Below are 14,167 nucleotides of genomic sequence, written 5' to 3'. Positions count from 1 at the left end.
GCCATTCCCCAGATCAGCAGAGGGTAGCGCGCCGAATCCGTGAGGTTCATGATCGCCTGCGAGATCAGTCAAGAGATCTGAACCCGGCGGCGGTAGCCCGAGCGCGTCAAGAAGTCTCGAGATATAGGGGCTTACCGTGGCTTAGTGCCCAGAGGCTATGTCACCTGCCGCCAATATCTCCTAGAGCGCTCAGTCTTGTTGGTGACGGCCGCCTGCGAGAACGTCGCCATTCCGGAATGGCAGGCCGCAGCCGCCTTCACGATGCCGGCCGCAAGTGCCGCACCCGTGCCTTCGCCAAGCCGCATGCCGAGCGCCAGAAGCGGCGTCTTGCCAAGCTTCTCGATCGCCTTGAGATGCCCCGGCTCGCCGGAGACATGGCCGATCAGGCAGTGGTCGAGCGCCGAAGGATTGGCCGCCTGCAGGATCGCGCCTGCGGCCGTCGCCACATAGCCGATCAAGACCGGGATCTTCTCGACGCGCGCGGCAAGGATGGCGCCCGCCATCGCGGCAATCTCGCGGCCGCCGAGACGGCGCATGATTGTCCAGATGATCGCGGTGCAGCTCCACGGCGCGCTCGACCGCAGCCACCTTGCGTTCCAGCATCTCGCCCTCGGAACCGGTTCCCGGCCCCACCCAGTCGCGCGCCGAGCCGCCGTAGAGCGCATAGTTGATCGCCGCCGCGATCGTCGTGTTGCCGATCCCCATCTCGCCGATGCACAGCAGGTCCGTACTACCGCCGGCAATCGCCTCCATGCCGAAGGCCATGGTCGCCGCGCAGTCGCGCTCGGAAAGGGCGGCCTCTTCTGTGATGTCGCCCGTCGGATAGTCGAGCGCCAGGTCGAAGACCTTCAAGCCGAGATCGTAGGCGACACAGATCTGGTTGATCGCCGCGCCGCCGGCGGCAAAGTTCTCGACCATCTGCTGGGTGACTGCTGGCGGAAAAGGCGTAACTCCCTGTTTCGCCACACCGTGATTGCCCGCGAAGATCGCGACCAACGGCCGATTGACAGCGGGCACCCTGCCCGTCCAGGCGGCCAGCCAGAAGGCGATTTCCTCGATGCGCCCGAGCGCGCCCGGCGGCTTCGTCAGCTGCGCGTCACGCTCGCGTGCGGCCACCAGCGCCCGGGCATCCGGCCCCGGCAGATCGCGCAGCAGCGCACGGAAATCGTCGAACGGCAGGCCTGAAACGCTCATGAATGCAGATTCCTTGTAATCCTGGGATAGTGCGGGCATTGCCCCTCACGAGCCGTGTCGGTGGCCGGTCGAGGCCGGTCCGCCGGGAGGGGCATCGGGCCGCAGGACGCCTTCGTAGTCACAGTCGCCCCCGCGGGACCGGACACAATACCGAGGAGCTGGCACTGCCCAATTTCTCGGTATGACCTCCGGGAACAAGCGAAATAGGCGAGATGCTTTCCCGCGGCTGGAGAGGGACGCGGGAATCTTTCAAAAGACCGATTTCAGTCTCAGCCTGTCTCAACTCCTGTTCCGCTTCCGCGAGATAATCGCGTGTGAGGGGTACGGCAGTTTGGTCCAGCGAAAGCTGTAACTGAAAGACCATCAGGCCCTGATACGAAACGCCGTTTCGGAAGCGGCGAGATAGAACTCCCACATGCGCGCGAACCGCTCGTCATAGATTTCTGACCGCGTCCTCACGGCGCTGCAGGAAACGCTGTCGCCAAGCCTTCAAAGTTTCTGCGTAGTGCAAGCGCAGTATTTCCACATCGCACACCACAAATCCCTGGCGCTCAAGCGCAGGGAAGACTTCCGACAGCGAGGGAATGTATCCGCCAGGGAAAATGTACTTCTGGATCCATGGATTGGTATGCGAAGGACCGTCGAACTGGCCGATCGAATGAAGGACAAAAGACCCACCTGGCTTCAACAGGCGCCGCGCCTTGGCAAAAAACGCATCGAAATGACCAACGCCGACATGCTCGAACATGCCGACGGAAACGATGCGATCAAAGCTTTCATCGACTTCCCTGTAGTCCCTGAGCAAGAATTTTACATTATCGGCGCTGTTCGTCTCGGCTGCCCGCGCATTCGAGACGGCATGCTGCTCCTCGGAAAGCGTGACACCGGTCACATCGCTGCCAATGACTGAATTGATGTAGAGACCAAGGCCGCCCCATCCTGAGCCGATATCCAGCACACGATGGTCGGGGGATAGCTGGAGCTTAGCGGCGATGTGGCGCTTCTTGGCGAGCTGCGCTTCCTCCAGGCTGGCAGCCGGATGTTCGAAATAGGCGCACGAATACTGGCTGTCTTCGTCGAGAAACAGGCGATACAGATCACCATTCAGGTTGTAGTGATGGGACACATTCTGGCGGGACTTTCTCAAAGTGTTGAGTTGATGGACGCGTCTCAAGGCGAAATTCAGTTTCCGCAGTGCGCCCGGCCAACCACCGAGATCGGAAACCCGCGTGTTTTTGAACAAGAGTTCCAGAAGTTCGTAAATAGACCCTTGGGTAACTTCCAGTTCGCCGTTCATGAATGTCTCACCAACGGCCAACTCCGGATTCAGGAATAGGGAGCGTTCGGCAGCACGCGTTTTGATATGAATGAACACGATGCTCTCGGCGCTGCCGTAGGTCCGCCTTCTACTGCAGTTCGCCAATTCTGATGATCCGGCGCAGGACGGAATGCAGCAAGAGTTCCATTGTTGGCTCCAATGATTAAGGCTGAGACTGTTGAATGAGATGCAGCCTGCCTAACGTGGCTCCACGTTGAGTTGTGGTTACCTGTTGCAATGCCGAGCCTCGTCTCGAGAGGCAGCAGCAGGCAGTGCTAGTCCACTGTCCTCGGCGGCTCGGAAATCAGGCGCGAACTGCGTTGACCGGTGAAGTAGGACCAGAGCCATTGGAATTCGACCCGCAGTCGATTCTGCAGCTGGGGAAGCGAGGCCACGTGAATGAATGCCCATATCAGCCACGTCAGGAATCCACTCATGCGAAAAGGACCGGCCTCGAGGATCGCAAAATTCCTGCCCACGACGGCCATATTGCCCTTGTTGGAATATCGGAACGGACGCTTCGGCTCTCGCCCTTCAAGCCGGGCGCAGATCAACCGCCCCACGTAACGTCCTTGCTGGATCGCTGCCTGGGCGACGCCAGGCTCCGGCCGTCCGTTCTGCACGACGGATGCCGTATCTCCCACGAAGAAGACATCCGGCACACCCGGGACATCCAGACACGGACCAACGATGACGCGACCGGCTCGATCGGTGTCTGCGCCGAACATTTTCACGATCGGCGATGCAGCTACCCCGGCGGTCCATAGGACGGTCGCGCTCGGGATCCGTTTGCCGCCGGCGACCACGCCTTGCTCATCCTTGCTCATCGACCTTTTCGACCTTGACTCCCGTCATAACCTTGACGCCGAGCTTTTCGAGCCGTGCGGTTGTCTTCCTCGACAAGGTCTCGGCGAAGGTCGGAAGCACCCGGTTGCCGCCTTCAAGTAGAATGATGGTGCTGTCCGCCGGATCAATACGGCGGAAATTATTACGCAGCGTAACGGCAGCCATGCGCGCCATCGATGCCGCCAACTCCAGGACCGGCGCCGACCAAGACGAAGGTCATCTGGCGTGCGCGCTCGCTTGCATCATCGGTAGTCTCGGCGAGTTCAAAGGCGCTAAGGATTTTTGTTCGGATCGCCTCTGCATCATTCAGGCTCTTGAGAGCTGGCGCATACCGAGCAAACTCGTCATGGCCGAAATAGCTCGGGGGCATCCCGGTAGCGACACTTAGATGGTCGAACGGGACCTTGCGAGCGCCGAGGCCAGGGCAGCTGGCATCGATCGTTCGCGAACTCAGGTCAACTCCGGTCACTTCCGCGAGCATCACGGTCAGATTTCTCTGCTTGACGGCGAGCGGCCGGATCGGCGCGGCGATTTCCGAGGGTGCAAGCACCGCGGTGGCCGCTTGATAGAGCAGCGGCTGAAAGATGTGGTGATTGCGCCGGTCGATCAGCACGACCTCGGCATCGGCGCGCTCTGAAGCGCGCGCCGCGGCGATCCCCGCGAAACCACCTCCAATAATCACGATACGCTTCTGCGCTCTCGTTTGCTCCGTTTGAATCGCGTCTGCGCCAGCAAGTTTGTTCGTGGGATCTGCCAATATGGCGTTCATGGGTCACCTTTTCGCAAATGCTGTGACGGAGGCGGCCAACGATCGCACGCCCGTGGATTTAAATTGCAGACGCAACCAGGCAAAGCGTCGGCTCGACAGCCGATGCCCGCCCGCGTCCCATGACCTCGACGGTCATCACAATCCCGCCTCAGACCGAATAACTGGGGGTGTAGAGGCGCGCCTGAATGAGTGCCGCAATGTCCTTGGGACGTTCGACCCCCGCCAGGCTCTTATCAAAGATGCACTCCGCGATGCGGGTCGCGACATGGAGCGAGGTGGCGAGGATCTTTCTCTGCGGCGGATAAATCAGGCCGGTAGCAAGGTTTTCCTCCGTCACCTGTTCGGCGACGGCTTTGGCGGCGACGATGAACATGTCGTCGGTTATCCGCTCGGCCTCGGTCGCAAACACAGCCATGCCCATGGGTGGGAAGATGTAGACGTTGTTGCCCTGGCCCGGCACGAAGGTCTTGCCATTCACCTCGAGCGGGGAAAACGGGCTGCCACTGGCGAAGATCGCCCGGCCCTGCGACCATTGATAGGCCTCCTCGGCTGTGCATTCGGACCGCGAGGTCGGGTTGGAATACGGGAAGATGATCGGCCGGTCGTTGATTTCCGCCATGGCTTCGATCACCTGCTGATTGAACAGTTTCGGGATGGTGCTGACGCCGATGATCGCCGTCGGCCGGAGCGTCTTCACCGCCTCCACGAAGCTTGTGATTTGCGCACGCTTGAGGGCAAAGGGCTTCTGGAATTCCTGAAGATCGGTGCGCGAAGCCACCAGCAGACCGTTGACGTCGAACAGCGCAGTGCGGGCGCGGGCCTCGGCCATGCTCGTGCCCTCGAGCGTCATCGCCCGGCTGATCAGTCCGGCAATGCCGGTCGCCGCCGACCCGCCGCCGAGAAACAGGAAACGCTGGTCGGCAAGCCGCTGCCCGGAGATGCGCAATGCGCCGTAGATGCCGGCCAATGCAACCGCCGCCGTGCCCTGGATGTCGTCGTTGAAGGTGCAGATCTTGTCGCGGTGATTGGCGAGGATCGGCACGGCGTTGAAGTTCGCGAAGTCTTCCCACTGGATGCAGCACTTCGGGTAGAGCGCCTGAACGGCCTCGACGAACTCATCGATGAAGGCCGTGTATGCCTCGCCGCGCACGCGCTCCTGGCGCAGGCCGAGATAAAGCGGGTCTTCGAGGAGTTGGTGATTGTTGGTCCCGACGTCGAGGGTCACCGGCAGGCAATACTGCGGCGGCACGCCAGCGCAGGCGGTGTAGAGGGCAAGCTTGCCAACCGGAATGCCCATGCCGCCAAGCCCGAGGTCGCCCAAGCCAAGGATGCGCTCGCCGTCGGTGACGACGATGAACCGCACGTCCTTTTGCGGCCAGTTGGCAAGCAGTTCGCGCAGCCGCCCGCGTGCGCTAATTGGCAGGTACATGCCGTGCGGATTGCGGTAGATCTGGTCGAATTTCTGGCAGGCTTCGCCGACCGTCGGCGTGTACACGATCGGCATGAAGCGGGCCGGATCCGACATCAGCAGGGCATAGAACAGCGTTTGGTTGCGCACCTGCAGGTCGGACAGCAGCAGGTAGCGTTGCAGGTCGCTGTCGAGCTCAGCGAGTTCGTTGTTTAGACGCGCCACCTGCAACTCGAGAGAAAGCGGCACCGGTGGCAGCAGGCCCTCGAGGGCAAATTCGCGGCGTTCGGAGACGGTGAATGCAGTGCCCTTGTTCAGCCGAGAGTCACGCAACAGCGCATGGCCGGTCGGGATGTGAGTGGACATGTGGCTTTCCTTCCTATTGATGTTCAATCTGATTGGTGGTGGATGGCTGCGGCAGTTCGAGGGTGCCATACCAGCGGGAGCAGGTCCGTCGGCGGGGGTTCGCCGATCGCGACCAAAGCGACAGGGGAACTCGCCAGCCTGGGACGGTAGTGCGGGATCTGGTCGCCCACAGCCAGGTGGAGGCGACGTAGGGTTTCACCATCTTGGCCGGATCGACGACGTGATCGAAGGTCTGCTCGTCGACGAAGCCGAGCTCAAGCGCGGGCTGTTTCAGTGTCAGATCGTGGTCAGCAGCATGATGAGCGATTTTCGAAGCCTTATCATAGCCGATCACCGGCGTGAGCGCCGTGACCAGCATCAACGAACGCTCCACATATTCCGCGATCTTCTTCCGGTTGGGTTGCGTGCCCTCGACCAGGAAGACGCGGAAGTTTGTGCATCCGTCTGCGAGAATGGTGATCGACTGCGCGATGTTGGCAATCATCAGAGGCTTATAGACATTCATTTCAAGATAACCGCCGGCTCCGCCGAAGCCGAAGCCGACGTCGTTCGCCATGACCTGCACAGCGATCATCGTCAGCGCCTCGACCTGCGTCGGATTGACTTTTCCGGGCATGATCGACGAGCCCGGCTCGTTTTCCGGGATCAGCAGTTCCGCAAAACCGGCGCGCGGGCCGCACGACAACAGCCGGATATCGTTGCCGATCTTATAGAGTGAGACAGCAAGGGTGCGCAGTGTGCCGGAGAGATGAACCAGCGCGTCATGGGCGCCCTGGACCGTGAACTTGTTCGGCGCACTGACAAAAGGCAGATCGGTGAGCCTGGCAATTTCGGCCACAACGGCTTCCGCAAATCCTGGGGCGGCATTGATTCCAGTACCGACAGCGGTGCCACCGAGGGCCAGCCGATAGACGCCCTTGAGGGCGTTCTCGATCCGCTCGAGATCGTCGGACAGCATGCCTGCATAGCCCGACCATTCCTGGCCGAGCGTCAGCGGTGTCGCGTCCTGCATGTGAGTCCGGCCGATCTTGACGATGTCGGCCCATTCTTCGGCCTTGCCAGCGATGGCGTCCCGAAGCGCGGTCACGGCCGGGAGCAAACGGATCGCGACTCCCGCGGCGGCGGCAATGTTCATCGCCGACGGGAAGCTGTCGTTGGATGATTGAGACATGTTGGCGTGGTCGTTCGGATGGACCGGTGTCTTGCTGCCGAGCGGGGTGTTCATAAGCTGGCAACAGCGGTTGGAGATGACTTCGTTGACGTTCATGTTGAACTGGGGGCCGCTGCCAGTCATCCAGACGTGCAGCGGGAACATATCATGGAGCTTTCCCTCCAGGATTTCCTCGCAAACACGCGTGATCAGTTCATAGGCGTGGACCTCGAGGCGACCGCCTTCGTAGCTCGCGGTGGCAGCGGCCAGCTTCAAGATCGAATAGGACGTGATCATTTCCCGCGGGATCAGGTCGTGGCCTATGCTGAAATGCTTGAGCGAACGCTGAGTCTGGGCGCCCCAGAGCTTGTCGGCGGGAACGTTGACCGAGCCCAGGCCGTCGGCCTCGCTGCGAAAGCTTGCGCCGCCGGTTAGGTTTTCCACGTGCTGCTTGTTGCTGATGCTGTTCATGGAAGTCTCACTTCTTTGGATGACTTAAGAAAAGAGTCTATGACTCACCTCGGCTCAGTATGCGGCTTGTAAGGCCGGCTCTCAGGCCAGTTTCCGATGTCACCTGGCCCACACTTCGAAAATTGGGCTGTCTCAGCCGCGGCTACCAAACCGCTCTAGGAAGGCGTTCAGCGTGCTTGCGTGGCGGCCGCAAACCGTGGCCACGTGCTCACGTGGGGGAACAGGTTGGCTTGAGAGATGCGGAAGAGTTCTCGGCTCATGAGGCTGCCTCCTTTTCTTTGGCAAAGACTCTGACCAGTCCGCGACGTTGGGCTCGTGTGCATTCAAAATAGTCGCCCACCCGATGAGCGTCCAATATATGGATCGAGTGAGTGCGATACAGGAAAGATATGAGGCCCGGCGAATTGCGAAGCGATACGGCCAGGCTGTTCGGACGCGACAAACCTCGCGTGGCGGGCGGCTACATCCTTCAGCGGCGAGGAGGACCAAACGCAATGTAGGTCCCGATTCCCAACAGACAGATCGGCCGGTCAGGTTCTTTTCAGCCTGAAGTCTGACAGCTTTCGGATCGCGCTCGACGGCGCAAAGGCGCAGCTCGGCGCCAGCGCAACCAGATCGAAAACCTGAAGGGCAGCTTGTTCTGCCCCTTACCAGTCAATCCCTGCTTAGTGCTCGGAATATGGATATGATGTCACCGTCGGATGCGCCTCTCTCGGGGTCAGGGGTAACGCCGCGGTATGATTCTCTTCTACTCGTACGCCCTTCTTCCATCAGGCGCTCGCGCCGATATTGGATATCGAAGGCCACGCTTGTTGTTGGGAAACGACGCTTCTGCATGAAGTTAATGAGCGTTTCCTCATATTCATCAAGCTCTTCGACAGTCTCAATATCACGAATTTCATGGTCTATATTTCGGGCGAGGCTTCCTATAGCCGCATGGCTCGCCGCCATTGCTAGCTTCTCATCGTTGCCGTATGAGTGAAGTGTGTCGTCCAGGCTCTGAACGTCTTCGAAGCTCAATTCGTCTGCATAATCGATGAGGAGTTGCGCCGCTGCTCTGGTGGTAACGCTACGAAATCGATGCTCTAGTTCCCAAGGCAGGGTGCATGTGAAGCTCTTTTCAAGCAATGAGCATGCTTTAGTGACTTCGTCCCCGTCCATTGCCAGGGTTTCAAAATCTTCCAAAGCCTGCCCAAGGCGCTCCTGCAGCGGTTCATACTCGAGCTCGGCGCACAGATCGGACGCCAGTTCGATATAATCGTACCGATCAGAAAAACCGCCCATCTGCATTCGGTCTAGGGCTGCAGTCCAGACTTCCGCAAGCTGGTACTTGTCCGCACGGCTGGGCTGCTGCGCTGTGAATACCTCGAAGAGCTCGCGAAGTTCCGAGGGGGTTTCCATCTCCGGGAGCAGGCAGGGCACCAGTTTGTCCGAGACCACGACTGATTGAACGAAATCTCTAAGGGCCGGGTTTGCGAACATTACCAGCCCGTGCATAAGGGCGAGTACGGATCCCTCCAATGCCCGGAATGTCGATCGGAAACTTGGCTCGATTTCGGCAGGACGCAGCTCGACACCCAACGCTCGCGCGACCCGAACATAGCTTGCCTTCAATCCCTCGGGCTTGGTTGATCTGGCATTCAGAAAAAGCGCCAACATCATCATGCGCCCTTCAGCGCTAATGTGCTGACGATAGGGGAACTCCCAGAGTATTTCTGGGTTGGCGAGGACCGTCGTGATCGTCTCACGGATTGGGCGTTCCGTGAGTGCTAAGTATTCCTGTTTTGTGACCTCTTGGATAATCCGCGGGTTGAAGTTTTTGTGATCAATGATCTTGAGGAAGAAATCATCTTTGAGGACGTCGTCACGCTGCATGGCCGTGAGCGCGGAAAAATAGAGATGATTGTAGAGGATCCGTGCCCTCACAGCACGCGTATAGTGTCCTACGTTCAGAACATACTCCCGTGCGTTGATCTGTCCTGGCGCGAGACGCGCAGAAAGGCCGCGCGCCTGTGCCAGGATATAGTCACGAGTTGTCAGGATGAAGCGGAGGTTTTCATGCGCCGCAACGCGACTGATCAGCGGTGGTAAGCGTGCATCGACGCCACGGACGTGATCAGCTGACAAACGGACCTGTCCGAGAAAATCGTCGAGGAAAATGAGCCGCTTTTCGCCTGCCTCGGCGACTTTGAACGCTTCCTCGAGCGTGTCCACGACGAAGATATTCCATTCCTGCTCGGCATGCAGCCATACCAATATTCTGGCGAGCGTCGTCTTACCGACGCCGGGCGGTCCCGCGATGATAAGTGCGCCCGTTTCTGCGAGCTTCCGCTCCGCATCCACCACGCTGCGATTTTGGACGAATCGCGGCACCATCTCCCGAATAATGTCCATCTCAGCGGCCGTACGGTTATAGACGCCGCTGTGCAGGATTCGATCGAGCACTGTCGTGCTGCTCAGCCATAGCTTAAAGTGCTGCCGCTCGATCTGCGGGTGCTGCCGGATCAAATTGTTCAGGTCTTCCTGGCCCAATACATCGTTGGGAGCCAGCGGCATGCCTTCCATCGCCGCAACAATTTCATCCTTGCGTGAGTGCGTCAAAGAAACCGATGTAGCGAGAATATAACGTGTAGGCGCAAGCTTGATTGCCTTTGCCTTCTCGGCGGAGACAGCCCGGAGAAGTCCGCGATAGCCGCTACCCAGCAGATGCTTGGCTTGGATGATAACCTTCTGCGGGCCGTCGAGGTAGCGAATGTCGATGCCCTGGTCGCGCCCTGGCCCGAAGCTTTCGAGACTCACCTTCCACTCCGCCTGCAGAAGATCTCGCACGAGTTCTTCGAAGTCGAGATGCGACAGCGTGTGAAAATCGTACGTTTCGGCCACGTTAGTCTCCCGCTGCCAATGTCATAAGAAATCAGGACTTCTGCGGCATGAATGCTTACACGGCGGCGGGAGCAGGCGAGAGCAGCGCGGCACACTCCTCGATAACGTACTCTGGAACACTCTCGAATCTATGCGGATTGAGCTGCATCACGTATTCATTCTCGATGTGGTAGGACTCGTTTATGAACTTGCGGATGACGCTATCGTCGTGCTCATCGTTGATGATCCGGAATAACTGGATCTTTTCATAACCCACGTTCGTGGCATGAAATCTGGCCTTGATGCCCTCCACGTCCTTTACCTGTGCCACAAGGGCAACGTAGTCAAAGCCGGGGATATGGTTTTCAGGGATTGATGTCTCCGCCCGCGTCTTTTCGGCGGCCGTCATCTCCCGGCTGGAAGAACCCGACTTAATCGTCGGTGTGTCCCGTCCCTTGAACAGGCTAGCAAGCAGGTTGTATTCTAGGCCGGCGTCATCCTGCAGCTCGAAGTGTCGCCGCAGGTAGATTGCCTTTATGATGGTGTCGCTAAGAGCCCCGATATTGTCTTTGCAGATTCTAGCGAAGGTCTGGATGTCGTTCCGCTCGATTGGGACCTCCGTCACTACCCCAGCCCGTGAAGATAAGAAGCAAGCGGATGGTGCGGCGCCTTGGAACACGGCATTGTTGCTTTTTATGACGTCTATCGCGGGCTCGATATCGTGGGTGAGCATGAGCGTTGTTCTGCCGCGCAGACTGGCCTTGCCCCGGAATAGCTCATGGAGAATTGCAAATTTCTTGTTCTTGTCGAAGGATGAGATCGGGTCATCCAAGACGACCAAGTCCGGTTTTTCACTGAGAACCTGATACATAAACAACACCAGCGCAAACGCGTTCTTCTCGCCGTAGCTAAGATGAAGTGAGGCCGTCTCGATGTGATCCACCTGATCCCTGTGGACCAGCTTCATTTTGTAGGATTCCGGTTCAGCCACGATCTCCACGGCGTACTTGTAGCCTGCGGACCTCAGGAAACCGTTGATGCTGGCCTGGTTTTCCTCGATCGTTTTTTTTATCTTCGCCTTGTGCCGCTTGATTTTGCCTTTGAGGCTGCCAACCTTTCCAATCAAGTCATCGAGCTGCTGATTAATCGGGTCGACGGTCTTGCGCGTCTCCGCGGAGTCCAGTTTGTCAATCAAGATGAGGTCGATCTTCAACGGCGTCAGCTGGTCGCCTACTTCTTCGAAATCGCGTAGCGAGAAGAAGGACATAGTTCGCAACCCCTCCAGCTTGTTGATCAATGCGTCAATGTCCGCCTTGAGGCCTGTCAGGAAGCTTTGCTCCTCAGCCTGCAGATCAACCTTTGCCTTCGTCACCTTTTCCAGGTTCTCCCGGCATTTCTCGCTGAAATACTTCCCCAGCCTGTCGATGATCCCCCGAAGGGTGTTGATGTGCCCAGCCGTGTTAGCGTCATATTCCTTTTCGACAGCCAAGGCTGTGTCCTTCTGTCCTGTGCCAGTGAGCGCCGTTGAACAGTAGGGGCAGTTGTCTCCCAACTGCAGGAATTCGTTGCCTTTCACCTGCCACGCGATCCATTTGGCGGGTTCCGCGCTCTTAATGAACGTTGAAAAGGGCTGCAGGGCCTCGGGAACGTTTTCCAGTTTGTTGCCCGATCCGAATGCCTTGTGGATCTTACTCGTCTTGGGAATGGCGCCTGTCTTGGATTTGCCGAATGCCTCCCGTAGCTCTTTCAGGTCGGTGATGACCTGCCCGATCTCAGCATTGTCGGAAAACGCTTTCCGGACACCCGAGAGCAGCGTATCGATCTCCGCCATCTCCGCCAGATATTCCGGTGTTCTGATGAAAATCTCGAAACTGTTTTTTACAACCTCGTCTTTCTGGAAGACGAACTGCTGCACATAATTATCGTCAAAAACGACGACTTTCTGGAGTTGATCTACGCCCCGAACCTCCGGGGCAGGGGCATCGGCTTTGCCGCGGTTCTTGAAGGGGATTAGCTCCCGGAGCGAGCCATCAGCACGAATATGACTGACGATAGCTTTCGCGATAGTGCTTTTCCCAAGTCCATTTGGTCCATATTTGATGTTTAGCGCCCCCTCCGAAATGACCACATCAGCGCGGTCAATGCTATTACAGTTGAGAACAGAAACCGTGTAGTTTGCCATGCCTCCCCCCAATACATTTCGGGCAGAATAGGCAACTAAGATCGGGGCTGTAAACTCTTACAATCGCCGGTAGCTTCCGATCTATTCAGCTCGATGCAACTGGGCAAATTCCCTATTAAAATCGGTGCGCTGGAAGCCCGATAGTGAGCGCGCGCCGGGCATGCCCACCCCTTGCCGCTAAGCTTCTCTGCGGCTATTAAAGCTGCATATTGGGGCAATCCGAAATGGCGAAAAGAGATAAGCTGAAACCGCTGGTTCTCGGCAAACTGCCTATTGATGCACTGAAGCGAGCCGGCATCGCCGTCGGTGACGGAGACGTTATCTTCTCAATCGCTGCGCAAAGACATGCAATCTCTCGCCACGCGCATGAGTTTGAGATGTGCCGCCCGTACCTCTCGCTCGCCGTAGGATCGCCTACCCACGTCGGGCAAGGGCCAGAACACAAAAATCTCGGCTTTGAATTGATCTACGAACACGTGGACGGGAACACCATTGTGCTCGTGGCCGTGCACCTCGAACCCCGCCTGGACGGCACGTATATCGTGAAGTCCGCTTATCCAATTAATCGCGATAAGCTCGAGCGCAGGATTCGAAAGAAATTCGTCATTCTAGCCAAATAAAAAGCCCCGCTTTCGCGAGGCTTTTGAATTCGTTTTCGGCGGGTGCTAAAGTCCGCATCTCTTGGTCTTTCGACTACTAACCACACTCGGTGGCGCGTGGGGAAGCCGTTCCCACCTCGAAAACTATGCCCTTTATATGTTGCATGTAGCGTAACAAGTCAAGGTCGTTATGCCATCTCCGATAACACTGCAGATCCGTGCAGTCGGCATAATCTGCGTTTGAGTTCTCTACCTTGCTTTCCTCGTCTAGGTGCGGTTGGTCTGAGGCGGCAGCTAAAAACCCCGCGACTGTCGGCTCAGTGGCTGGCGCCGGGTGACGGCACCCCGGTTAGACGACGGAAAATGTCGACCAGAATGCGAAATCGTCTGCTCGCCCGTCCGTCCAGGCGTCAAGACCGCAATGTGCCACGGCCGTCGCTGCCTCGTCGCCGAACAGTTCGATCGCTGCGTCCGCGGTGCTCTCCGGGTCCGACAGGGCTGGTAAGATCGCCTTCGTCATCGTTATCTCCCTAATCACTGCTTCTCAGGCGCCGGGGATGCTACGCTCATTTGAGCGTTGCGCAAACGATCGTTTGTGCAACCGTTGCACAGAATCGGAAAACGGCAATGAAGCGCCAGTTGCTCGCCCAGATATTTGCAGTCAAGCAGCAGTGTGGCGATCGTTGCGCGCGCATATTCATCATGCCAGGCGAGGGCGGCCTCGACCTCCCATTCGAGGTCGGAGCGGTGCACCTGTTTTTCTGGGGCGGTCATTGCAATTTCAGGCTCAGTTGGATGCCACGATGGAGGATCGTCAATGGTTTGCGGATGTCAATCCGCCCGAATACCTCCTTGCGGCGCTCTGCCTCGCGCTCTCTTTTCGCGCGCAAAGCCGCCACGATGGAGGGAGCGCGCTCAATCACTCCTTCCGCATGGGTCATGAGAACCTCCGTCAATCTTGGGAGTCTGCGATGACAGTCTGCTCACGCATGTCGGGGATGG

9 protein-coding genes and 3 pseudogenes are annotated in these 14,167 nt (G+C 58.2%); 1 reads left to right on the top strand and 11 read right to left on the bottom strand.

The window, feature by feature from the left end; all coding sequences use genetic code 11:
- Window positions 1-155: 155 nt before the first annotated feature.
- The 8 genes and pseudogenes from cobT to PYH37_RS31860 all read right to left on the bottom strand — a co-directional run bounded on the left by cobT (window position 156) and on the right by PYH37_RS31860 (window position 12,566).
- A pseudogene (cobT, locus tag PYH37_RS31895) lies at window positions 156-1,194 on the bottom strand (nicotinate-nucleotide--dimethylbenzimidazole phosphoribosyltransferase).
- A gap of 118 nt (window positions 1,195-1,312) precedes the next feature.
- A pseudogene (locus tag PYH37_RS31890) lies at window positions 1,313-2,660 on the bottom strand (cyclopropane fatty acid synthase).
- A gap of 127 nt (window positions 2,661-2,787) precedes the next feature.
- Complete coding sequence (locus PYH37_RS31885; RefSeq protein ID WP_280736498.1) at window positions 2,788-3,339, bottom strand: NAD(P)/FAD-dependent oxidoreductase; 552 nt, start codon at window positions 3,337-3,339, stop codon at window positions 2,788-2,790.
- A pseudogene (locus PYH37_RS31880) lies at window positions 3,326-4,127 on the bottom strand (NAD(P)/FAD-dependent oxidoreductase). The gene PYH37_RS31885 and the pseudogene PYH37_RS31880 overlap by 14 nt, the downstream one beginning before the upstream one ends.
- Window positions 4,128-4,275: 148 nt before the next feature.
- The gene (locus PYH37_RS31875) at window positions 4,276-5,901 is read right to left on the bottom strand and encodes an NAD-dependent malic enzyme (protein WP_280736499.1); all 1,626 of its coding nucleotides are present in this window, start codon (window positions 5,899-5,901) and stop codon (window positions 4,276-4,278) included.
- 13 nt (window positions 5,902-5,914) lie between these two features.
- Entirely contained in the window at window positions 5,915-7,522 is a 1,608-nt protein-coding gene (locus PYH37_RS31870) for a class II fumarate hydratase (protein WP_280736500.1), read from the bottom strand.
- 654 nt (window positions 7,523-8,176) lie between these two features.
- The gene (locus tag PYH37_RS31865) at window positions 8,177-10,405 is read right to left on the bottom strand and encodes an ATP-binding protein (protein ID WP_280736501.1); all 2,229 of its coding nucleotides are present in this window, start codon (window positions 10,403-10,405) and stop codon (window positions 8,177-8,179) included.
- Window positions 10,406-10,460: 55 nt separating this feature from the next.
- Window positions 10,461-12,566, bottom strand: coding sequence for an AAA family ATPase (locus PYH37_RS31860; protein WP_280736502.1), 2,106 nt, complete (start codon window positions 12,564-12,566; stop codon window positions 10,461-10,463).
- Between the two features lie 224 nt (window positions 12,567-12,790).
- On the opposite strand from PYH37_RS31860, the gene PYH37_RS31855 reads away from it, so the two are divergent.
- Window positions 12,791-13,186 (top strand): hypothetical protein, encoded by a 396-nt coding sequence (locus PYH37_RS31855; RefSeq protein WP_280736503.1) that lies wholly within the window; start codon window positions 12,791-12,793, stop codon window positions 13,184-13,186.
- A gap of 328 nt (window positions 13,187-13,514) precedes the next feature.
- Here PYH37_RS31855 and PYH37_RS31850 read toward each other — a convergent pair whose 3' ends face one another.
- Genes PYH37_RS31850 through PYH37_RS31840 form a run of 3 tightly spaced genes read right to left on the bottom strand, consistent with a single transcriptional unit; the run spans window position 13,515 to window position 14,106 of the window.
- On the bottom strand, window positions 13,515-13,685 hold the full coding sequence (locus PYH37_RS31850; RefSeq protein WP_280736504.1) for a hypothetical protein: 171 nt from the start codon (window positions 13,683-13,685) through the stop codon (window positions 13,515-13,517).
- 14 nt (window positions 13,686-13,699) lie between these two features.
- Window positions 13,700-13,939 (bottom strand): hypothetical protein, encoded by a 240-nt coding sequence (locus tag PYH37_RS31845; protein ID WP_280736505.1) that lies wholly within the window; start codon window positions 13,937-13,939, stop codon window positions 13,700-13,702.
- Window positions 13,936-14,106, bottom strand: coding sequence for a hypothetical protein (locus PYH37_RS31840; protein ID WP_280736506.1), 171 nt, complete (start codon window positions 14,104-14,106; stop codon window positions 13,936-13,938). The genes PYH37_RS31845 and PYH37_RS31840 overlap by 4 nt, the downstream gene beginning before the upstream one ends.
- Between the last annotated feature and the right edge of the window lie 61 nt (window positions 14,107-14,167).

Origin of the sequence: Sinorhizobium numidicum (assembly GCF_029892045.1) — a bacterium.
Taxonomy (GTDB): Bacteria; Pseudomonadota; Alphaproteobacteria; order Rhizobiales; family Rhizobiaceae; genus Sinorhizobium; species Sinorhizobium numidicum.
The sequence above is the reverse complement of the archived record's forward strand: the minus strand, read 5'-3'. Positions and strand labels throughout refer to the sequence as shown.

Coding starts and splice junctions, on each gene's coding strand:
- PYH37_RS31885 (WP_280736498.1), bottom strand. CDS start 3,339: ATGAGCAAGGATGAGCAAGGCGTGGTCGCCGGCGGCAAACGGATCCCG.
- PYH37_RS31875 (WP_280736499.1), bottom strand. CDS start 5,901: ATGTCCACTCACATCCCGACCGGCCATGCGCTGTTGCGTGACTCTCGG.
- PYH37_RS31870 (WP_280736500.1), bottom strand. CDS start 7,522: ATGAACAGCATCAGCAACAAGCAGCACGTGGAAAACCTAACCGGCGGC.
- PYH37_RS31860 (WP_280736502.1), bottom strand. CDS start 12,566: ATGGCAAACTACACGGTTTCTGTTCTCAACTGTAATAGCATTGACCGC.
- PYH37_RS31855 (WP_280736503.1), top strand. CDS start 12,791: ATGGCGAAAAGAGATAAGCTGAAACCGCTGGTTCTCGGCAAACTGCCT.
- PYH37_RS31850 (WP_280736504.1), bottom strand. CDS start 13,685: ATGACGAAGGCGATCTTACCAGCCCTGTCGGACCCGGAGAGCACCGCG.
- PYH37_RS31845 (WP_280736505.1), bottom strand. CDS start 13,939: ATGACCGCCCCAGAAAAACAGGTGCACCGCTCCGACCTCGAATGGGAG.
- PYH37_RS31840 (WP_280736506.1), bottom strand. CDS start 14,106: ATGACCCATGCGGAAGGAGTGATTGAGCGCGCTCCCTCCATCGTGGCG.